The organism is Serratia sp. DD3, from assembly GCF_000496755.2.
Genome location: NZ_AYKS02000055.1, coordinates 13,874 through 35,102, shown reverse-complemented (window position 1 = coordinate 35,102; position 21,229 = coordinate 13,874). Strand labels below are relative to the sequence as shown.

The following is a 21,229-nucleotide window of genomic DNA, read 5'->3' as shown; positions in this document are numbered from 1 at the left end:
GGGAATGGGTCAGGTTCGGATCAAAAATCCGGCAAGACGCGATCGATTATTTCTGTTCAGTGCGCTGGCGATAGTCCTGTTGACGCTGCTGGGCAAGGCAGGAGACAGCGCGGGTCTGGAGCGAACGATCAAGGTCAATACCAGCAAAAGCCGAACATATTCATTTTTCCGACAAGGTGTTATCTACTATCAATTACTGCCTAAAATGAAAGAAGCCTACGCGATATTGTTGATGGAGAAGTTTACTTATTACCTGAGGCAGCATCGGTTATATACCCGCACACTTGGCATTATTTGAGTCTCTAAAAATGAGGGGATCTCTGAGGGGCAGGCCACATCGTAAAAAACAGCCTGTTACCGGACGACGTCTTAATGCGACAGAACCTTGCGGACTGCAATGTGGGACCTGGATGATAAAAGATTGCTTATGTTATAGTTGCAAACAAGCAGAAAAACTTTATGATAATTATTTGGGGAGTATAAAGTAATACTCTCGGATTTTTGTTAAAAAGCCACTATGACAGGAGTCTGCTATTGCGCATTCCGTGCGGTAGCCATGTCTAAAGGATGAGGACATTCAATGAATAGAGTCATTTTGGTACATACACCGCTTGCCGGTAATGTACTGCTTTTTAAATCCCTTGTCGGACATGAAAAGATTTCTGAGCTGTTTTCTTTTGAAGTTGAAGTATTAAGCACTAGTAATAGTATTAATCTCAGAGAATTATTAGGTAAAGCTTTAACCGTAGAACTACGCTCGTCTCCCCTCCCTTCCCGATATCTAAATGGTTACATCACTCGCATGACGCTCGTTGGCAGAGAGTCTAGTGGTGAACGCTATTACATTTACCGCGCAACGGTTCAACCCGGCCTTTGGTATCTGACCCAAAACAGGGATTTCCGCATTTGGCAGGAAAAGACCGTCCCTGAGATCATTTCCAGTATCCTTTCTGACTATCAAATCCAACTAGAGAATAAACTTACCTGGAGTTATCGCCAGTGGGGTTATTGCGTCCAGTATCAGGAAAGTGATTTTAATTTCATTAGCAGGCTGATGGAACACGAAGGGATTTATTACTATTTCCGTCACGAGATGGGCAATCATACCCTCGTGTTAGCAGATGAACCGCAGGCGCACACCAAGCTTGAAGGTTACGAATTTATTCCGTACCTGCTTACAGAAACTGGGGAAAGTACCCATAATGCCAATGGGATCCAAAGCTGGAGCGTTTCCGACGCCATTACCCCAAGTTTGTACAGCCTTGATGACTACGATTTCCGTAAGCCCCGTGCACGTTTGCTAGAAACCCGCCAGAACCCAACCTCTTTTGCTGGTGATAAAGCCGAAGTGTTCGACTGGCCAGGGCATTTTACCGACCACGATCATGGCCAATTTTACGTTCGTGTTCGCCAACAAGAATTTGAAGCCCAACACGAAAAAATGATGGGGGATGGTTCTACTCTGGGTATTGCCCCTGGCCATACCTTCACCCTTTCCAATGCCCCAAGGGCGGAGGATCAGCGCGAATATCTGACGGTTGAAGCGCGCTACTTTCTGACCGAAAGCGGCTATTCCAGTGGTGACCAGGGCAGCGGCGACCAGCATACCGAATTCACCGTTGTGCCAAGTAGCGTGAACTGGCGTCCTTCGCGTATCACACCCTGGCCAAAAACGCATGGCCCGCAAACCGCAGAAGTTGTGGGGCCGGAGGGACAATCCATCTGGACGGATAAGTATGGCCGCGTAAAATTAAAATTCCGCTGGGATCGGCATGGTAAAGGGGATGATAGTGGTTCCTGCTGGGTACGGGTTTCCAGTTCGTGGGCTGGTTGGAAATACGGTGGTGTACAAATTCCCCGCGTAGGTGAAGAGGTGGTGGTAGATTTTATCAACGGCGATCCTGACCGACCGCTGATCACTGGCCGCGTCTACAACGAAGACAGCATGCCGCCTTGGGATCTACCGAACGATGCCACCAAAATGGGCTTTATGTCACGCAGCACCAATGGCAGCGCAGAGAATGCCAGCTATCTGTTTTTTGAAGATGCGCCAGGCCGCGAGTCATTTGATATGCATGCGGAAGACCAGATGAATATCTCTGTCGAGGGTAATCAATATATTACCATTGACGGCACCAGAACCACTGTTATCGGCGGCCAGCAGTTTGATACCGTGAAGGGCGATGCCATCTTTGCATATCAATCAAAACGCGATATCACCGTTGAACAACTCGAGAAAAACACCTTTAATAATAAGCAGCAGGTTGATATTAGCAAAGGCCGCGAGTTTACGATAAAAAGCGGTGGGGATGTTGTTAATATCACTGATGATATTAATAGGACGTTCAAGGGTAATATTACGGAAACCACTACTGGAAATATTGACCAGACAACAACCGGGAATATAACGCAAAAAACTACTGGCGATATCACGCAGACATTAACCGGAAACATCACACAAACAACAACAGGAAAACTAACCGAGACCATTGATACCGGGCGGGAGCTTGAGATTACTTCTGGGGGGGAAATACAAAAAATCACTGGCGATGCTAAGACCGACATCATAGGTAATCTATCTATAACTGTTAAGGATGGGATCTACACTTTAGACAGCGCAGACGGTATAGTAGTAAAAAGCGACGTCGCAATAGATTATCAAACCCCCAAAGAGAACAAAGTTACATTTCATAAATTCTCCAGGACAATCTTCAGTGAAAGTTTTACTGCAAATAACGTCGTGTTTACTGGAAATTCAATTGGAGTCTCCGGGATGAGTAGTACCGCCACTGGAATGTCTAATAGCTTCACTATAAGAGCGAATACCAAGACTTTATTTGGCGTCAAAGCCAAGGGTGTTGAAATTGTAAATTCATTCACGACGATTAACAATTATAAATTAAACATTCTGGCTGTTGCTTTAATCGTAATTACTTAACAACAGGAGACAAGCACTCGCTATGATTATCGATCCCATATCTAGAATCCTCTCTTGGGTTGGCATAATTTCAAGCATTATTATCCCATTATTATTTTATATAGGATTTAGAGATGGCAACAAGAAAATCCCCGAGGTTAGAGCGTGGTTAAAAAAAAATAGCTGGAAGGGGGATATTCATAAGCACAGACTGGAATCATGGCAACAGACCGATATAACCTATGGGAATGATTTTTTTTATGATTTGTATTTTTACGCCAACTATGGTCAAGGGAATAAATTGTACTCAGCTAAGGCACTGATTAGGCCTGGTGAGATGCATATGATACAAAGGGGGATGATAATATATATAAAATGCAGTCCAAACGGAAAGAAAATGGTAGTTATGAAAATAGAATACTGATTAATAAAACCAAAAACACTCACAATAATATTTCAAACTTATCGCCAAAAGTGATGAGAGTATTGTTAGTGTTACAGGAAAAATCAGCAAAGTGCTTTCTAATAAAAACACTTTCCTTTATAAGGTATCTTTTCTAAAAAAAACGACTCATATTTGTGCAGGAAGCAACAATAAATGAAAATCATCAAACCGCTACGGCTTAGCGTGCTGAGTCGGCCCTATCGATGGCAGGAAAAAAACTATCTTGGGGTCTCTGTATTGGCATTAGCCGATATGGGGAGCACTCCGCGTCTGCGTCCGGAACCTGAACTGTGGCAGCTTGCCGAAAAGGAACTGCAAACCAGCGGGGGCGTTATTGATCTTGCGATCCCCAAAGCCTGTGCAGAATTTCTTGCTACTGGTTATGCCTACACCCAGCACCAGCAGGATAAAACTGCCTGTGCAGTGAGGATCCAGGTAGAACAACGGGAAAAAACCTTGATTGCCTTTGGTGAACGCCATTGGGTGAACAATACCCCGTCCTCACCCCTCCCTTTTCAACAGATGCGTCTGGACTGGAGCCGTGCATTCGGCGGGGCGCAATACCCCGAAAACCCGCATGGGATCGGAGCAAGTCCAGAATCATTTGAAAACACGCCAATTCACCGTCTGCCCAATATCGAACCATTACACCATCGCCTGACCTCTCCGCGCCAGAAACCCGAACCTGAGAGCTTTGGGGCGTTGGATCTGATGTGGCCACGTCGCTTTTCCCGCATCGGGAAAAAGTATGACGCGCACTGGTTACAACATGAGTTCCCCGGCTTTGCGAGTGATATTGACTGGCGTCTGTTTAATGCCGCGCCGCAGGATCAGTGGTGGGAAAATCTCGATGAGTTGCCACCCGAAGCACCGTGGCGCATCTGGAATATGCACCCGGAAAAGCCATTACAGGAAGGGCATCTTCCCCCTTGGCGTTCCCGTTGTTTTATCAACCGGTTGCGGGGCGATGAAGAGGTATTTGAAGAAATTGCTCTGCGTAATACAACGGTGTGGTTTTTCCCGCATCTTGAGCAGATGCTGTTGATCTGGCACGGCAGCGCGCGCATCAATGAAGATGACGCCGCCGACGTGTTACAAATGATGCCAGCCCTTGAACGTAAGGGTTCGCCGCGCCCGGTCAGCCATTACCGCAAGGTACTGCGCCAACGCATGGATAAAGAGAAAGGCGCGCTGTTCGCGTTCCGTGAAAAAGACCTGCTGCCCGAAAATGCCATTGGCCCCTGGCTGGATACCGATCTCCCGGTCAGTGAGAGCCCGATGAGCAGCAATATGCAAAACCGTGAGCAACGCCTGCGTGAAGAGCATCGTGAACGCCTGGAACAACGGGGCCAAGATATCAAGGATATCATCCCGGCATTTGAACCTGCCGCTTTGCCAGCACTGGAAGACTTGGCCGAGTTCGTCGAAAAAATGGAGCAGCAGGCCGAGCAAATGCGCGAACAGGCGTATGAAAAAATGCGCGAGCGAGGGATCGACCCAGATAAGCCGTGTGACCTTGATAAAGGCCCTAAAGGCCCGGAAAGTATGCACCGCATACTGGATATGATTCATCGCAATGAACACGGCATGTCAGAGAAAAAACTGGAGCAAACCCGGCAGGCCTTGCATCAAATGTATCTGATGTCGGTACAGGCGCAAGGGCCAGCCATCCGGTTAACCGGGGATATCGCCCAGATTATCCGCAACCGTGCTCAGGTGACGATGAGCCGGGGGGGAGACTTCAGTGGCCTGGACTTTACCGGTGCCGATCTCTCCGGGATGGATCTACGCGGTGCAGATTTATCGAAAGCGCTGCTGGAAAACGCCAACCTTAGCCACTGCCAACTGGATGGTGCCAATTTCCGTTCAGCCATGCTGGCAAGGGCAGATATCACCCAAGCCTCTTTGTGTGATGCGATGCTGGATGAGGCCTGTTTGTCACTGGCGCAATGTCGCGATAGCAATTTTACTGGTGCCAGTCTAAATAACGTACAGCTACACCAAACGCTGTTGGAAAACTGCATCTTTGATAACGCCAAGTTGGGTGAGTTGATGCTGTACCAGACTTATCTCTCCCAATGCCGTTTTCACCATGCCCGGCTTGAAAACATGGTTCTCATGGAGCTGACCGCACCAGCAATGGATTTCTCCCATGCCGAGTTGATCAAGGTGGCGTTTATCAAATGCACCCTTGAGCAGAGCGTCTTTGACCATGCCACGCTAGAGGGGTGTTCATGGGTCGACACCCAGGCAGAAGGTAGCCGTTTCCAGGGGGCAAGCATGGTCTCCTGCTCCTTCGCTGCACAGACCCTGCTCAGCGGAGCGGATTTCCGTGATGCCACGCTAAGCCAATGCAATCTGCGGCAAATGCCATTAAGCGGTGCTTCTTTCCATCGGGCAAAACTGGATAACAGCGATCTCAGTGAGGCCAACTGCCAGCGCGCTGATATGAGCAAAATGAATGCTATCGGCAGCCTGTTTATGCGTACCGACCTGCGTGGAGCCAGCTTGAATGACAGCAACTTGATGGGTGCTCTCATGCAAAAATGTAATTTCAGCGGCGCTGATTTACGTGGGGCCAACCTGTTTAGAACCGATATGTCGCAATCAACGATTGATGCTACCACCAAGATTGATGGTGCTTATACCCAGCGAACCAAGACCCTGCCAAAGCGTGACAAGGACCTGATATGAAAACGCTGACGCCCGCAGAATTTCAGAAAAAAATAAAGCAGGGTGAACCAGTACAAAGCGTCTCTCTTGCAGGTCAATCGCTGGCGGGGCTAGATCTCTCTGGCGGGATAATTAGCGAAGTTGACTTCAGTGGCGTAGATTTCAGCGGGGCCAACCTGCACGAGACCGCATTCAGTGAATGCCAAATGACCGCGACCAGTTTCGTGCAAGCCAAGCTGAAGCAAACAGTGTTCAATCAGTGCGAGATGGCCAACAGCCAATTTAATCACACCACCGTCACCGAATGTGTCTTTAACAAATGCCTGCTGAATAATGCCAACTTCAGCCACAGCCAGCATGATAAAACACAGTTTATGATGGGGTCATTGCGAAGCTCCAGCTTCAGCCATGCTCATTTGGATCGAGTCACTTTTTACCAGTCGTCACTGCTGCAGGCAAAGCTGGATAACATCAACAGCCTGCTGACAACCTTCTTTCGCCTCGATCTGCGTGAAACCGATTTTGCTGCCAGCCAGTTCGATCGGGCAGCGTTCTTTGAATGCGATCAGCGCGGTAAAAACTATCAACATCAGAATTTTCAGGGCTGTCAGTTCACTGACAACCGACTGGATGAGACAGATTTCTCCCATTGCCAGCTTATCCAATGCAATTTCAAAGGGGCTTCTCTACAACGAGCCCTGCTTCAGGGCGTTAATGCCAGCCAGGCCCTGTTCATCAGCGCCAATCTGGCCGATACCCGCTGCCAGAACAGTCAGTTCGATCAGGCTATTTTTGTCTCAGCCAACTTGGATCGCGCTGATTTCTCTCATTGCAGGCTGTTTCAAGCGGTCTTACAGCAGGCGTGTGTAGCGGAAGCCTTATTTAATAGCAGTGATCTGACCTACGCAGATTTTTCTTACGCTGATGTTAGAGAGGCCGATTTTCGTCAGGCCCATTTTATGCGGACTCGCTTTCATCGCGCTCACCAAATGGGTGCTCATTTTTCTGATCGCCAAGGGATCTTGGAGAACGATCCTGAATTGTTTTCAGCAGAAATCTGGAGCGCTCAGCGCCAGAGCCGAATCTGATAAGGAACATCATGACCAATGCAATAACCTCTTACACACTCCCCACAACCCCGCCGCAACAGGCTGCCGGGCAAGTGGTTAATCTGCTTAACGACGGTACGATGATGGTCGAGAGCGAAGGCCGCGGCTGGCATTGTCGCCGTGCAGCCAGCTGTCTGATAGCACCGGAGTTCGGCGATCGGGTATTGATTGCTAGCGTTGAGGGGCAGTTGTGGTTATTGGCCGTGTTGGAACGGGCGGAAGGCCAGCAGCCTACGGTGCTCAGCGTCGAGGGTGATTTACAGATTGCCCCAGGGGGCAATCTCAGCCTGACAAGCCAGGGGCTGAACATCACGGCAAAAACCAGCGATTGCCACATTGATGCCATGAACTACAGCGGTGAGTCGGTCACTGCTTGGGTCAGCCTGTCTCGCATCGTCGGTAAACAGTGCGAGTCTATCTGGCAGAGTGTCACTCAAATCAGCCACCGGCTGTTGCGCAAAACCACCCAAATGGAACAGGTGCGCGCAGGGCAGTTGGATATGCAGGCCGAGGATTATCTGCGCATGCATGCGCAGAACACTGTAATCACCTCCAAGGCCATTACTAAAATCGATTCAGAACAAATCCATATGGGGTAACACCATGTTTGCCAATTGCCAATTGATGGGTATCGATCTGGCGTTTCCTGATGTCTGCCTGACGCCAACGCCAGTGCCAACACCGATCCCCTATCCCGATGTGGCTGTGGGAGTAACCGCCATACCGAACGCTTACAACATTCTGCTTATGGGGATGCCGGCGCATAACATGGCCACGGTCACCCCCCTAACCAATGGTGATAACGTGGGTGTAGCAACGGGGGTGGCTTCGGGCACGGTAATGGGCCCATCACGGCATATTACTGCCGCATTTACCGTGTTGTTTAAGGGGACACCGGCAACACGCCTGACCAGTGTCAGCCTACAGAATTCAACTAATATGGTCGGTATGCGCACCGTACCCAGCCAACTGAAAGTTTTGCTGCTTGCACCCTAACTAACTCGTTTTAAACAGAAAAGACACCTAGAGGTTATTGTGAAAATACGGATTCCGCTATTGCTGCTTGTTACTGCTCTCTTCCTTTCCGCCTGTGCTCCACGTTCAAAGCCAGTGAACCCTGACGACGTTTTGGTCAGCCACAAGGTGAATGGGGTGACATTAACCCACCGTGCAATTATTTCCCCGCCTGAACAATTTGAGCCAATTAATAAGCAGTACCGCAGCTTATACGGTGCCAGTATCATGAGTAAACCGAGCTATAGCGGTAAAGTGCTTGGCCAATTGGAAAACGCTACCCCGTTCATCACCTTGGGCGAGGTTGAAAACAAATGGTTGGCTATCTCCATGGAGAGTGAGGGGCAACTTATCGGCTATGTCCAAAGGAATGCGGGAGTGCCTGAAAGTGAATACCGGGCCGCGTTGCTTAAAGATCGTCCTCGTGCACGCCGTGCCAAGGCCGCCAAACGCGCAGCAAGTTGCGTCGACGTCGGGAATGGCAGCAAAGCCTGTAAAGAAACTAAATCAGACACTTGGGTCCTTGAGTAATCTGTAATGGGGGAGCGGAAAAACACCATGATAAAATCACAACCCGTTCAGCGCTGTGGGTACTTGCTGCTGTTGCTTTCTGCCATATTTATGCTCGGTGGCTGTATGTCCTCGGCGAAAAGTGTGCCATCACGTTACAGCCTGACCTTTGATGCACAGCAGCAAATGAACAGCGCTACTGGGCAACCTCCTGCCCCGGTCAAAGTCCGCGTATTTCTGCTACGTTCTGATGCTGAGTTTATGGAAAGCGATTTCTTTAGCCTGCAAGCCGATGCGAAAAGCGTACTCGGTAACAGCCTGCTCGATAGCGATCAATTTTTCCTGAGTCCGGGGCAAAAAGGCAAAGCCCTGGCTGGGAAAAGTACGCTGGATGCCCGTTATATCGGCATTATTGCCGAATACCAGGTACTGGACGGTAAAACATGGCGTATCTCGTTGCCACTGCCCGAGCCCACCGAAACAAACTTCTACAAAATATGGCAATTATCTCCTGATGAACTGACCGCACATGTCGTGGCGGGGGTTAACGGTCTACAGGCTGTCGACGGCCAGAGCCAGTGATCCGTTTTACTGAAACACAATGACAATGAGGGACGATGATGAAAAATGCGCATAAGGTGGTCTGGACCGAAGGAATGTTTTTACGTCCCCACCATTTCCAACAGGCAGAAAATTATCTCGAAAACTATGTAAAACTCTGGGGCCAGGGGCACTGTGGCTATTTCTGGGGTTTTTCGACTCTGGAACTGGACCAAACGCTGTTGCGCCAAGGTAAAGTGGCGCTCAACGCCGCCAGCGGCATCATGCCGGACGGTACACCGTTCGGGTTTTCTGGTGCTCAGCAAATCCTGCCCGCATTGGAGATCGCCGATAACCAAGTGGGGGAGCGAGTGGTGCTGGCTTTACCCATCTATCGTGCAGGTGCTGAAGAGGTCATTTTTCAGGAAACAGCAGGCTCGCTGGCGCGTTATATCGCCTACGAGACGGATGTCAACGACTTGAATACCGTTGCAGTGGGCAGTGCCGCATTGCAGTTTGGTCAGTTACGGTTGCGTCTGATGCTTGAAAGTGAGTTAAACGCGGAATGGACGGCAATGACAGTTTGCCTGGTGCAAGAGCGCCACAACGATAGTCACTTACGCCTCGATCCTACCCTTATCCCGCCGATGCTTAATTGCCATGGTAGTCAGATACTGAGAACCTTTATTAATGATCTGCAAGGTCTATTGACGCAACGTAGCCAACAGATGAGCCAACGGCTATTGCAGTCGGGGCAAAGAGGCAGTTCAGAGATCGCCGATTTCATGCTGTTGCAGTTGATTAACCGCTATCTGGGACAAGTTAGCCACGCCAGAACGCTCAACCATCTTCATCCAGAACGGTTATTTGCCGAGTGGCTACAGTTTGCCAGCGAGCTCAGCAGTTTCTCATCAGCACGCACCTCAGAAACAAAACTGCCAGTATATGACCACAATAATCTGGCGCTCTGCTTCAACCCGTTGATGCTGATGTTGCGTCAGGGGCTTTCGGTGGTGCTGGAAGATAATGCCATTCAGCTAGTGCTGACTGAACGTTCACATGGGTTAAACGTGGCAACCATTCAGGACACCAAGATGGTGCAAGATTTTGGTTTCGTCCTGGCGGTAAAGGCCAACGTGACAACGGATGCTTTGTTGAACCGATTCCCGGCCCAAATGAAAATTGCCTCGGTAACACGTATCCGCGATCTGGTTCAGTTCCAACTGCCCGGCATCGGCTTGCGTACCATGCCAGCTGCTCCGCGTCAGATCCCCTATCATGCGGGTTACACCTATTTCGAATTGGAAAAAAATGGCGATCTGTGGAAAGAGATGGAGAAATCCAGCGCATTCGCTCTTCATCTGGCTGGCGATTTCCCGGGATTGGAAATGGAGTTCTGGGCCATTCGCAACCCAACGGAACGGTGATTTATGACTCAAGCGACTCAATGGGGCAACCCGTTGCTTATCTCGGCTAACCCTTTATTAAATGCTATTTCACAGATCCGTCAATCGGGAACCCACGCAGATCCGGCCCAGCTGCGCCAACAGTTGATTGATGAAATACGTCGCTTTGAGGTCAGCGCGCAAAGGGAAGGGCTGACTTATGAAGTTATCATTGGTGCCCGCTATTGTCTGTGTACCGCACTGGATGAGTCTGCGGCACTTACCCCCTGGGGCAGTAACAGCGTTTGGTCCGGCAGTGGCTTATTGGTGACTTTCCATAATGAAACCTGGGGCGGCGAAAAGTTTTTCCAGCTGTTGGCCAAGCTTTCGCAAAACCCACGTGAACATATTCAGCTGTTGGAGCTGATCAACTACTGCCTGCTGTTGGGTTTTGAAGGGCGTTATCGGGTCATCGAAAACGGGCGCTCTCAGTTAGAAACTATCAAGCAGCGTCTGTTGCAACTGATACGTTCGGTACGTGGCGGTTATAGCCCTGTGCTCTCACAAAATGCGCTGGATCTCCCCGTATTGCAAAAAAAATGGCGCCCTTGGGTTCCACTCTGGGCTTGCGTGGCGATGGCGGGGTTTATTGCTTCACTGTTTTTCATTGTTCTTAACTGGCGTCTTGATGATGCAATGTCCCCGGTGCTGGCCTCCATTTATCAGACCAATCTGCCGCAAATAGCCATCAGTAACCCGGCTCCAGCAGCACCACCCATGCTGGATCTGAAAAGTTTTCTGCGCAAAGAGATCGCCGAGGGGTTAGTCACCGTGCGTGATGAAGCACAGCAGAGCGTGGTGATCCTCAAAGGTGATGGACTGTTTGACTCAGCGGCGACGACCTTGCGCCCAGAGTATATTGCGATCATTGAGCGGATTGCCCGCGCAATGAACAAGGTCAGCGGCAAAATTCTGGTGACAGGCTATAGTGACAACGTTCCCATCCGCAGTGCCCGTTTTGCCTCCAACTGGGAGCTTTCGTTGGCGCGCGCCGAGTCTGTCACCCTACAGCTACAAAAGCATCTGGATGATCCACAACGGGTTAAAACTGAAGGCCGTGGTGAAAGTAATCCGATTGTGGCAAATAACAGCAAAGAGAACCGGGCATTAAACCGCCGGGTCGAAATCACTCTGTTGGTTGCGCCAGGAAGCACAAAGGCGGAACTCAACCCCTTGCAGCAAGGAAGCGGACAATAATGCTCAGTACGTTATTTTCCATTATAACCAGCCGCCTGTTATGGGGTGCGATTGGTATCACCGCGTTAGCCTTTGTTATCTGGGTGATAGGCCCACTGCTTGCCATCGGAGACTACCGGCCCTTAGAGCCAGAACTTAATCGGCAGATCGCTATCGGCGTTCTTTATCTGCTCTGGATCCTGTTCCGTATCATTCCTCGTATTTACAGTATCTGGTTCAACAGCAGGCTGCTGAGCAACCTTCGGGCAGCGAATGAAATCCCCAAAGGGGAAGTCGAAAGCCAGACTCAACAGGATCCCCAACTGGCGCAGCGTTTTGATGAAGCGGCACAGCTGTTAAAAAAAGCCCGCTTTAAACCTGGTCAGGGAGATAAACCTTCTTGGTTGAACCGCTTCAATCGACAGTACCTTTATCAATTACCTTGGTATGTCATTATTGGGGCTCCCGGCGCGGGGAAAACCACCGCACTCATTAACTCGGGGTTGCATTTTCCACTGGCGGATAGCTTTGGGAAATCAGCCCTCCGAGGTGTCGGTGGTACGCGTAACTGCGACTGGTGGTTTACCAATGAGGCGATCTTGCTGGATACCGCAGGGCGTTACACCACGCAGGAGAGCCAACGTGCAGAGGACGCTGAGGAGTGGAAAAGCTTCGTTGAACTATTAAAAAAATATCGTGCTCGCCAACCGGTCAACGGAGTCATCATTACCATCAGCGTGGCAGACTTACTGAGTGAAAACAGCGAGTCGCTGGCCATTCAGGCTGGCGCATTGCGCAAACGGTTGATCGAGCTACATCTGCAACTGGGTATCAGTTTTCCTGTGTACGTCATGGTCACTAAAACCGATTTGCTGAATGGGTTTATGGCCTATTTCAGCAAGTTTGATAAAGCACAGCGCGATCAAATCTGGGGATTTACCTTCCCTTATCAGCAAGCTAGCCAGGCAGACTTTGCCCTTAAACAGGCTTTAGAATCGCAATATACCCTACTGCAACAGCGGTTGGATGCTGCCCTGCCAGAGGTTTTGTTGTTTGAACACGATGCTCGACAACGCGCGGAGTGCTATCTGTTCCCACAGGAGTTTGCGGCGCTACGCCCTTTACTGAACCAATATCTGGATATCGTCTTCACTCGCTCCAATTTTGAAACCTGTTTCACACCCCGTGGCATCTATTTCACCAGTGGGACTCAGGAAGGATTGCCTTTTGACCGCGTGATGGGCGAATTGAATCGCTATTTAAAACTCTCCCCCAATCAGCCAGCCAACCAGGGGCATACCCACTGGAACAGTGTCAGCCAGGAAGCGCCAGTGCCGACAACCAAAGGACAGAGTTTCTTCCTGAAAGGCATGCTGGAAAAGGTGGTCTTTCAAGAGGCTGGCCTGGCAGGTAGCAACCGCTGGTGGGAATACCGTAACCGAGCCTTGCACTGGGCTGGTTATATAACTCTGGGTATCATGCTGGTTATCTTGGGGGGAGTCTGGTTCACCAGTTATGGCAATAATAAAGAGTACCTGACAGAAATAACGGCCAAAGTGCCCCAGGTGGCAAGCCAAGGGCAGGGGCTGACCCAACTGGAGGCAGGGGATATATTAACGCTGATCCCATTCCTTAATAACCTGTCGAACTTGCCTGAAAGCCAGCATTTTTCATTGCAAGATCCGCCCTTTTCTTACCGTATGGGATTGTACCGGGGCGCTCAAATCAGCAATGCCAGCAATGCGTTATACCAGAAGGCACTGAAAGAGCTCCTGCTGCCACAGGTAGCACAACAGATTGCCAATACACTGCGCAATGATAATCACAGCGATGCAGATTTCAGCTACGAAGCGTTAAAAGCTTACCAAATGCTCTATCTGCCAAAGCACTATGACGGAGAGTTTCTGCGTGCCTGGGTGATGCTTAACCAGCAACGTAATCTGCGCCAAGGTACCACCCAGCAACAGTTGCAACAGTTGGAGTGGCATTTATCCCAATTGCTGGATGGTCAAATTCAGTCATCACCTTATGCCAAAGACGAAGCTTTAGTGGCACAGGCTCAATACGCACTGGGGCGCTCGCCTCTGCCTCAGCGGGTCTATAGCCGCCTGAAGCGTTTGCTGTTAAAACAAACCGAGATCAAACCGGTGAGTTTGGTGGATTTAGCTGGGCCGCAGGCGGAGCTAGCGTTTTCACGCCAGAGTGGTAAACCGGTAACCGATGGCATCCCAGGGCTTTTTACTCCACAGGGTTATTGGAGCGCATTTGATAACAATATCAACAAGGTTGCGGAAACACTGCGGCAGGAAGATATCTGGGTACTGAATACCCAAACGGCAGCGGAACAAAACAGTGCCGACCTGACAAAAACAGTCCGTCAGCTTTATATGCAGGACTTTATTACCGTTTGGGATGAGCTGCTGGCGGATATACGACTGGCAAATATTAGTGAGTTAAGTCAGCGCATCAACAGTGCACGCTTGCTTTCTGGCAATCCTTCTCCAATGCGTAACCTGCTGGTGAATATAAGAAAATATGTCACCTTGCGTGATGATAAAAGTGACGCTGACCAGCGATCGTTGCTAGGGAAAACGGGAGACAAGTTAAATCAGGGGGCCAATCACACCCTGCAGACGCTGTTCACCACCCGCCCAGCCAATGTTGATGGGGATGTGTCCGCGCAACCGGAACAGGTGGTCATGGCACATTTTGCGCCTTTGCTGGAATTAGCGCAGAGCGAGGGAGAAGGTAGCAAAGCCATCCCCTTTGATGCGGTACTGAAACAGGTTGATGATCTTTACCGTTATCTGACCGCCGTTCAGGGTGCCACCAACAGCGGTATGGCGATCCCTCCCAGCGATATTATTCCACGTTTACAGGCAGAGTCAGGACGCTTACCGGTCCCTTTCAAACAAATGCTGCTGTCGTTGGCTATCGGGGCGAGTAGTGATGCTCAGCGCAAAGAGATGGAAAATGTCAAAAAACGCATTGAGGTAGAAGTTGGCAGTTTCTGTCGTCAGGCTATTGCGGGTCGTTACCCGCTTAACCGGCGTTCAGCGCAGGATGTGACACCGGATGATCTGGCTCGGATGTTTGCGCCCAATACCGGCCTGATGGACACTTTTTTCCGTGACAACCTACAGGGTAAAGTGGACACCACACACCCTACCTGGCGATTTACACCAGGTGTAGATGGTAAAACCTTGCCTGGAGGAGAGGGTATCCTACCTTCATTTCAACAGGCACAACGTATCAGAGATGCATTCTTTGCCAACGGCACTGCGGTACCCTCTTATCGCGTTACCGTGCGTCCGGTACGTATGGATAACGATATCCTGAACCTGATACTGGATATTGATGGCCAGTTGTTCAAGTACAGTCATGGCCCACAGGTTCCGTTGGTGGTGAGTTGGCCGGGCATCCGCAATACCAACCAGGTACATTTGCAATTGTCACTGGCTAATGGAACCACTGCCAGCATGGTGACCAGCGGCCCCTGGGCACTCAACCGTATGGTTGATCGGGCAAAGTCCTCTACCGATAGCAGTAATCTAGGCCGTCAGGCGACCTTTAATCTGGATGGGCATAGTGTGACGTTGGAGTTTACCCCCAACAGCATTCGAAATCCTTTCCAGCTACCTGCATTTTCCTGCCCGTAGCCGAGAGGTGATGATGATGGATAGCAACCAAAACCTAACGACGTCTATTGGCTGGTATGGAAAAATTCCGGCTGAGGGTGATTTTCTTCAGCGTCGCTTGCCCAATACAGTGATTAACCGTTGGGCCAATTGGTTTCGCAGCGGCTTGTTAAACCTGCAGCAGGAATTGCCCAACGATGGCAAACACCCGTTTGGTCATGCACCTGTCTGGAATTTTGTCATACCCGCTACGTTGGGCAACCAGTATGTTCAAATGGGATGTTTGCTGCCCGCCAGTGATCGCGTTGGCCGTTATTACCCCGTTTGCGCGATACGCCTGTGGAGTCTGAATGACTGGCACAAGCAGCAATTGAATGGCGCCGCTGATTGGTATAAACAACTCGGACATACGTTACTAAATGGAGTGCGCAATGGTTTCTCTGCGGAGCAAATTGACCATTCACTACTGGCCATTCCAGCGCTCTCCATTCTCCTCAATGAAGAGCAGTCAGATATTTTATCCATTATCGGTTTGCCGCAGCAGCCAGAAAACCGGCTGACCTGGCAACAGGTTGCCGACTGTTTTGAACCGACGCAATACAGCAGTTACTGGTGGACCAATCAGGCCGACGGCCACCCGCTCTTTACTCACGTACACAGTGGCAACCTTAACGTGCAACTGTTTTCATTACTGTTTAACCCCCATGGTCGGTCGAGGACTGGTCGTGGTGGACAGTATCCTCAACTGTTTGATTAAACAAATTTTCTTTAAAGGTGCGGTATGGATATCGATATCCTTTTGGCTCCAATCAGTCATGATGGTCCTTGTGGCGATAATCTCGAGTATGACGCCGATTTTTTGGCGATGGATAAAGCCTCAATAGGCAAAGCCGAGCAACAGTTCGGCAGCACCATTATTGCGGCTGAACCGCCGGATTGGATGCAAGTAGAACGTTTGGCTACCACCTTGCTGACACGTACCAAAGATCTGCGGGTGATGCTCAAACTCACTCAGGCCTGGACACAAATCCGTGGTCTGTCTGGCTACGCCGATGGTTTGATGCTGATCCACCAAGCACTGGTTCGTTATTGGGATCCGTTACTGCCCGCACTGGATTTTGATGGCGAAATCGACCCCCTGTTTCGTATCAATGTGCTGGCAGGATTAGGGGATAAAACCCAACTGACATCCAGCATCCGCACTGCCAGTCTGCTGAAAAATGCATCCGGGGAAATTTCTCTGCGCGACGCCTGTTCCCTGCTGGAGGGTAGCAAACAGGAGGTTCCCGGCTTTCCTGGTGGGCGCGCTCGTTTGCGGGAAGAACTCGCGCAAGCGTCACAGCCAGTATCTCAGTTGCTGATCACGCTGTATCAAACATTAACTGACCTCCGCGCTGAAATTTCTCGCCATCTGGGCGACAACGGGCTGCCAGAAATGGATGGCCTATTACACCTGTTCCGCACACTCGCCCAGAGTTGTCAACCCACGGCTGAAGCACCACTCCCTGTGGAAGATGCGGTGGAGGCGCCAATAGCAGCAATAACCTCTGCGCCCTCCAACGCCTCGACATTCAGTTGGCATAGTGCCCAGATCCAGTCTCGCGACGAGGCTCAGCTCATGTTGGAGAAAGTGAAGCTCTACTTTAACCAGCATGAACCCAGCCATCCGGCCCCCTTGATGATTGAACGGGTACAACGGCTGATCACGCTGGACTTTATGCAAATCGTCCGCGATTTGGCTCCCGATGGTCTGAGCCAGTTGGAAACCATTTTGGGTGTGCCGGGAAATGAGGAAAACAGCTGACAGCCTAATTTATCTTTGAGCATTTTATGCCCCTGTAGCCGCCAGTCCTGGCAAATGCAGGCCAGAATTTAAAACAGTTCTATCCCATTGTATAGGAAAGTTTTTAATAATCATTAGACGGAGTTACTCATGTCAAACTCGAAATCCCGTAGTGGACAGAAATTTATTGCCCGTAACCGCGCACCACGTGTACAGATTGAGTACGATGTTGAAATCTACGGCGCCGAGCGAAAAATCCAGTTGCCTTTCGTCATGGGCGTGATGGCAGATCTCGCCGGTAAGCAGCTTGAGCCGATGCCCAGCATTGATGAACGTAAATTCTTGGAGATTGATATTGATAACTTTGATGAGCGTTTGAAGTCTTTGAAGCCGCGCGTTGCCTACCAAGTAGAAAATACCCTGACGGGTGAAGGCCAGTTGAACGTAGATCTCACGTTTGAAAGCATGGATGACTTTTCACCCGCCGAGATTGCTCGCAAGGTTGATGCCCTGGATAACCTGCTGGAAGCACGGACTCAGCTTTCCAACCTGCTTTCCTATATGGATGGCAAGAACGGCGCAGAACAGCTGATCTCCCAGATCTTGCAAAATCCTGCCCTGCTGGATTCCCTGAGCAAAGCTCCAAACCCTGCCGCAAAAGATGACAACAACGAACGTGAGGATTAATCGATGAGCAACTTGCCTCAGCAGCAACAGATGTTGCAGAAAACCGAAACTTTTTCCAGCGATGAATTCAGTGAGCTGTTGAATAAAGAGTTTCGGCCAAAAACAGAGCAGGCTAAGGAAGCCGTAGAAATTGCGGTAAAAACGTTAGCCCATCAAGCGCTGGAAAATACCGTCACAGTTTCTGCCGATGCGTATCGCACCATCCAGGCGCTGATCGCTGAAATTGATGAGAAGCTCTCACAGCAGATCAACAAAATTATCCATCACGAGGATTTCCAGACCTTGGAAGGTGCCTGGCATGGCCTGCATTATTTGGTCAACAACACTGAATCGGATGAAATGTTGAAAATCCGCTTCATGAGCATTTCCAAGCAGGAATTGGGACGAACGCTGAAACGCCATAAGGGCGTGGGTTGGGACCAAAGCCCGGTCTTCAAGAAAATCTACGAAGAAGAGTATGGCCAGTTTGGTGGTGAACCCTTTGGCTGCCTGGTCGGGGACTACTATTTTGATCACAGCCCGCAAGATGTTGAACTACTGGGTGAAATGGCCAAGATTGGTGCTGCATCCCACTGCCCATTTATCACCGGTACTGCCCCCAGCGTGATGCAAATGGAGTCATGGCAAGAACTCTCCAATCCGCGCGATCTGACAAAAATTTTCCAAAACACCGAATATGCTGCTTGGCGTAGTCTGCGAGAATCTGAGGATGCGCGCTATCTGGGCCTGGCAATGCCACGTTTTCTGGCGCGCTTGCCTTATGGGATCCGCACGAATCCAATTGATGAGTTCGATTTTGAAGAAGAGACCGACGGCACGACCCACAATCATTACACCTGGACCAACGCGGCCTATGCCATGGCGACTAACATCAACCGCTCCTTCAAGGAATACGGCTGGTGTACCTCAATCCGTGGCGTTGAGTCCGGTGGAGCGGTAGAAAACCTGCCATGCCATACCTTCCCAAGCGATGATGGCGGTGTCGATATGAAGTGTCCAACGGAGATTGCCATCAGTGATCGCCGTGAGGCCGAGTTGGCCAAGAATGGCTTTATCCCGCTGATCCACCGTAAAAACTCTGATTTTGCTGCCTTTATTGGCGCACAATCACTGCAAAAACCAGCAGAGTATTATGATGCGGACGCCTCGGCCAACGCACAGCTTGCCGCTCGTCTACCATACCTGTTTGCCTGCTGCCGTTTTGCGCACTACCTCAAGTGTATTGTCCGCGATAAAATCGGCTCCTTCCGTGAGCGAAACGATATGGAACGTTGGTTGAACGATTGGATAATGAACTATGTCGATGGGGATCCGGCCAACTCCTCGCAAGAAACCAAATCACGCAAACCCCTGGCCGCAGCCGAAGTTCTGGTGGATGAAATTGAAGAGAACCCTGGCTACTACAGCGCTAAATTCTTCCTGCGGCCGCATTATCAGTTGGAAGGTTTAACGGTCTCACTGCGTCTGGTTTCGAAACTGCCTTCGCTTAAGCAAAACGAAGCATAAGTGATTACCATACACCCGGTAGCCACAAGGTAACCTCAATAGCTGCGGCTAATACCGCTCCACCTCAGGCTTCAGGCAAGTGGACATGATGCAGAACGCCGACACCATGTCCACCTGTAGCACAATTAGGCGCAGCTATTTAAGTGGGTAGGTTTTAAGTGGATATATGCTTATCAGGAAGTGGAAATAAGCATATATCAAAGTGAAGAAACAGCATAAGCATTCTCATTGGGCAGTTTTTAACTATTAAGCCCAGTGAGCAATAAATTGAGTTACCTATTGCCGTGTAATAAAAAACTCAATAACTGAACCGACAGTTTCATCGGTATTTAATAGGTGCATAGCACATGGACATTCACGGCTTTTATTACCAACATTGCAACTCCTGCTGCTATAACCTGAACGTTTCAACGCAAGTTGATATTCCCAAAACTTAATCAAGAGTGAAAAGTCATGGCTATTGATATGTTTCTGAAGGTTGAAGGTGCCAACGGTGAATCTAAAGACTCCAACCATAAAGGATGGACGGACATTGTTTCTTTCTCTTGGGGTGCATCTCAACCAGGTAATATGAGTGTAGGTGGTGGTGGTGGGGCCGGCAAAGTTTGCTTTAACGATCTACATGTTAATGCCTTGGTCGACAAATCAACCCCCGCACTGTTAAAACACTGCGCCAGTGGTAAGCATCTGGGAAAAATTGAGCTGTCCATTTGTAAAGCGGGTGGCGGCCAAGTTGAGTATGTCAAAATCACCTTGGAAGACGTACTGGTGACCTCGGTGCAATATACCGGCTCTGAGGGTGGGGATACCGTTGGCGTAAATTACGCTTTCCAGGCAGCGAAAGTTAAGCAGCAATACTGGGAGCAAAGTGATAAAGGCGGTAAGGGCGCTGAAAGCAGTACCGGGTGGAATATTAAAGAGAACAAAGAATCTTGATGTCAACGATAACCTCCCCTTGTTGGGGAGGTTATCGGACGGCTGACAAAGCCAGCGATTAAGAGCCACTATTCAGGCCTGGGTACTTCGGGCTGAAAGGCGACTTTTTCATCAATATCACTCTGTATTTTCTCAAAAAATAGAGGGACCTATGAGCTATATTGTAAGAGTAATGAGTTATGCCACAACACGATTAAATAGCTATGTGGGTGAGTCACAAGAATGTGCCGCCGCTGTTAAAAGTTTGACTGGGGCACCTCAAACCAAATTTTGAAAAAAAGGTATACATGTAAAAGGTGCAACGATCGCAACCGGTACCGCGATTGCCACGTTTAATCAACGCGGTAATTATGAAGGACATGCTGCCATTTATATAAAACAAGATAAGAAAGGTATTTATGTTTATGACCAATGGACAAGTCGCCCCCTTAATGAGAGGCTAATAATATTTAGAGGGTACGGTGATGTATCTAATGATGGGGATCAATTTTATGTTATTGAATAAATCACTTAAGAGCACCTGCTTGGGTATATTGTTCACTTTTATAAATATCGGGTGTGGCAATGCGAATACCTCCCTTTTTTCCTGCCCTGATCCCTTCATTGTGGACGGTAAATCGTACCCATTGATTAATGCCTCCTTATTTGACGGGCCGGTAGAAAATCAAGGGGAACTTGTACCAAGAATGACTAAGAATACCAGGGAGTGGAACATAGATCCGCGAATGGACCCCTATCTAGTATGTCATTTTAATAAGGTCAAAAACACGGTTGTTTTACACGTTGCGGGTACAACACAATGTACCGTTAACGAAAATCCATTTACAGTTCAATGTCATTAAATGGTCGA

At 49.5% G+C, this 21,229-nt stretch carries 18 protein-coding genes and 1 pseudogene; all 19 read left to right on the top strand.

All coding sequences use genetic code 11. The features are described 5' to 3' along the window. Positions 1-298 (top strand): annotated as a pseudogene (locus IO95_RS10535) (IS4 family transposase); the annotation flags it as partial. Positions 299-580: 282 nt separating this feature from the next. Further along, the gene (locus tag IO95_RS10530; RefSeq protein ID WP_037385204.1) at positions 581-2,938 is read left to right on the top strand and encodes a type VI secretion system Vgr family protein; all 2,358 of its coding nucleotides are present in this window, start codon (positions 581-583) and stop codon (positions 2,936-2,938) included. A 22-nt stretch (positions 2,939-2,960) separates the two neighbouring features. After that, positions 2,961-3,341: a hypothetical protein gene (locus IO95_RS25590; protein ID WP_037385201.1), complete on the top strand. Its 381-nt coding sequence runs from the start codon at positions 2,961-2,963 to the stop codon at positions 3,339-3,341. Between the two features lie 174 nt (positions 3,342-3,515). Next, entirely contained in the window at positions 3,516-6,056 is a 2,541-nt protein-coding gene (locus tag IO95_RS10520) for a DUF2169 domain-containing protein (RefSeq protein WP_023489004.1), read from the top strand. After that, complete coding sequence (locus IO95_RS10515; protein WP_023489003.1) at positions 6,053-7,123, top strand: pentapeptide repeat-containing protein; 1,071 nt, start codon at positions 6,053-6,055, stop codon at positions 7,121-7,123. Before IO95_RS10520 ends, IO95_RS10515 begins: the two co-directional genes overlap by 4 nt. A gap of 11 nt (positions 7,124-7,134) precedes the next feature. Next, the gene (locus tag IO95_RS10510; RefSeq protein ID WP_023489002.1) at positions 7,135-7,743 is read left to right on the top strand and encodes a DUF3540 domain-containing protein; all 609 of its coding nucleotides are present in this window, start codon (positions 7,135-7,137) and stop codon (positions 7,741-7,743) included. Positions 7,744-7,747: 4 nt separating this feature from the next. Then, complete coding sequence (locus tag IO95_RS10505) at positions 7,748-8,140, top strand: DUF4150 domain-containing protein (RefSeq protein WP_023489001.1); 393 nt, start codon at positions 7,748-7,750, stop codon at positions 8,138-8,140. Between the two features lie 39 nt (positions 8,141-8,179). Further along, on the top strand, positions 8,180-8,689 hold the full coding sequence (locus IO95_RS10500; RefSeq protein ID WP_023489000.1) for an SH3 domain-containing protein: 510 nt from the start codon (positions 8,180-8,182) through the stop codon (positions 8,687-8,689). A 27-nt stretch (positions 8,690-8,716) separates the two neighbouring features. After that, the gene (gene tssJ, locus IO95_RS10495) at positions 8,717-9,250 is read left to right on the top strand and encodes a type VI secretion system lipoprotein TssJ (protein ID WP_369794343.1); all 534 of its coding nucleotides are present in this window, start codon (positions 8,717-8,719) and stop codon (positions 9,248-9,250) included. Positions 9,251-9,288: 38 nt separating this feature from the next. Next, positions 9,289-10,635 (top strand): type VI secretion system baseplate subunit TssK, encoded by a 1,347-nt coding sequence (gene tssK, locus IO95_RS10490; RefSeq protein WP_023488998.1) that lies wholly within the window; start codon positions 9,289-9,291, stop codon positions 10,633-10,635. Between the two features lie 3 nt (positions 10,636-10,638). Further along, positions 10,639-11,850 (top strand): DotU family type VI secretion system protein, encoded by a 1,212-nt coding sequence (locus tag IO95_RS10485; protein WP_023488997.1) that lies wholly within the window; start codon positions 10,639-10,641, stop codon positions 11,848-11,850. Beyond that, a complete protein-coding gene (gene tssM, locus IO95_RS10480; RefSeq protein WP_023488996.1) occupies positions 11,850-15,488 on the top strand; it encodes a type VI secretion system membrane subunit TssM in 3,639 nt (1,212 codons plus the stop codon). The genes IO95_RS10485 and tssM overlap by 1 nt, the downstream gene beginning before the upstream one ends. 16 nt (positions 15,489-15,504) lie before the next feature. Next, entirely contained in the window at positions 15,505-16,224 is a 720-nt protein-coding gene (gene tagF, locus IO95_RS10475) for a type VI secretion system-associated protein TagF (RefSeq protein WP_037385198.1), read from the top strand. A 24-nt stretch (positions 16,225-16,248) separates the two neighbouring features. Next, positions 16,249-17,271: a type VI secretion system protein TssA gene (gene tssA / locus IO95_RS10470; protein WP_023488994.1), complete on the top strand. Its 1,023-nt coding sequence runs from the start codon at positions 16,249-16,251 to the stop codon at positions 17,269-17,271. A 129-nt stretch (positions 17,272-17,400) separates the two neighbouring features. Then, positions 17,401-17,937 carry a type VI secretion system contractile sheath small subunit gene (gene tssB / locus IO95_RS10465; protein WP_023488993.1) on the top strand — a complete coding sequence of 179 codons (537 nt, stop codon included), beginning with the start codon at positions 17,401-17,403 and terminating at the stop codon, positions 17,935-17,937. 3 nt (positions 17,938-17,940) lie between these two features. After that, positions 17,941-19,443: a type VI secretion system contractile sheath large subunit gene (gene tssC / locus IO95_RS10460; protein ID WP_023488992.1), complete on the top strand. Its 1,503-nt coding sequence runs from the start codon at positions 17,941-17,943 to the stop codon at positions 19,441-19,443. A gap of 453 nt (positions 19,444-19,896) precedes the next feature. Continuing rightward, entirely contained in the window at positions 19,897-20,379 is a 483-nt protein-coding gene (locus IO95_RS10455; protein ID WP_023488991.1) for a type VI secretion system tube protein Hcp, read from the top strand. A 283-nt stretch (positions 20,380-20,662) separates the two neighbouring features. Continuing rightward, positions 20,663-20,884 (top strand): BPSL0067 family protein, encoded by a 222-nt coding sequence (locus IO95_RS26465; protein ID WP_152554925.1) that lies wholly within the window; start codon positions 20,663-20,665, stop codon positions 20,882-20,884. Continuing rightward, a complete protein-coding gene (locus tag IO95_RS26460; protein WP_369794342.1) occupies positions 20,844-21,221 on the top strand; it encodes an STY0301 family protein in 378 nt (125 codons plus the stop codon). Before IO95_RS26465 ends, IO95_RS26460 begins: the two co-directional genes overlap by 41 nt. The last annotated feature ends 8 nt before the right edge of the window (positions 21,222-21,229 follow it).

Excerpts from the sequence above, each read along its gene's own strand:
- tssC (WP_023488992.1), top strand. The coding sequence starts at position 17,941 with ATGAGCAACTTGCCTCAGCAGCAACAGATGTTGCAGAAAACCGAAACT.
- tssM (WP_023488996.1), top strand. The coding sequence starts at position 11,850 with ATGCTCAGTACGTTATTTTCCATTATAACCAGCCGCCTGTTATGGGGT.
- tagF (WP_037385198.1), top strand. The coding sequence starts at position 15,505 with ATGGATAGCAACCAAAACCTAACGACGTCTATTGGCTGGTATGGAAAA.
- tssA (WP_023488994.1), top strand. The coding sequence starts at position 16,249 with ATGGATATCGATATCCTTTTGGCTCCAATCAGTCATGATGGTCCTTGT.
- IO95_RS10515 (WP_023489003.1), top strand. The coding sequence starts at position 6,053 with ATGAAAACGCTGACGCCCGCAGAATTTCAGAAAAAAATAAAGCAGGGT.
- tssK (WP_023488998.1), top strand. The coding sequence starts at position 9,289 with ATGAAAAATGCGCATAAGGTGGTCTGGACCGAAGGAATGTTTTTACGT.
- tssJ (WP_369794343.1), top strand. The coding sequence starts at position 8,717 with ATGATAAAATCACAACCCGTTCAGCGCTGTGGGTACTTGCTGCTGTTG.
- IO95_RS10505 (WP_023489001.1), top strand. The coding sequence starts at position 7,748 with ATGTTTGCCAATTGCCAATTGATGGGTATCGATCTGGCGTTTCCTGAT.
- IO95_RS25590 (WP_037385201.1), top strand. The coding sequence starts at position 2,961 with ATGATTATCGATCCCATATCTAGAATCCTCTCTTGGGTTGGCATAATT.
- IO95_RS10530 (WP_037385204.1), top strand. The coding sequence starts at position 581 with ATGAATAGAGTCATTTTGGTACATACACCGCTTGCCGGTAATGTACTG.
- IO95_RS10510 (WP_023489002.1), top strand. The coding sequence starts at position 7,135 with ATGACCAATGCAATAACCTCTTACACACTCCCCACAACCCCGCCGCAA.
- tssB (WP_023488993.1), top strand. The coding sequence starts at position 17,401 with ATGTCAAACTCGAAATCCCGTAGTGGACAGAAATTTATTGCCCGTAAC.
- IO95_RS10485 (WP_023488997.1), top strand. The coding sequence starts at position 10,639 with ATGACTCAAGCGACTCAATGGGGCAACCCGTTGCTTATCTCGGCTAAC.
- IO95_RS10520 (WP_023489004.1), top strand. The coding sequence starts at position 3,516 with ATGAAAATCATCAAACCGCTACGGCTTAGCGTGCTGAGTCGGCCCTAT.
- IO95_RS26460 (WP_369794342.1), top strand. The coding sequence starts at position 20,844 with ATGTATCTAATGATGGGGATCAATTTTATGTTATTGAATAAATCACTT.
- IO95_RS10455 (WP_023488991.1), top strand. The coding sequence starts at position 19,897 with ATGGCTATTGATATGTTTCTGAAGGTTGAAGGTGCCAACGGTGAATCT.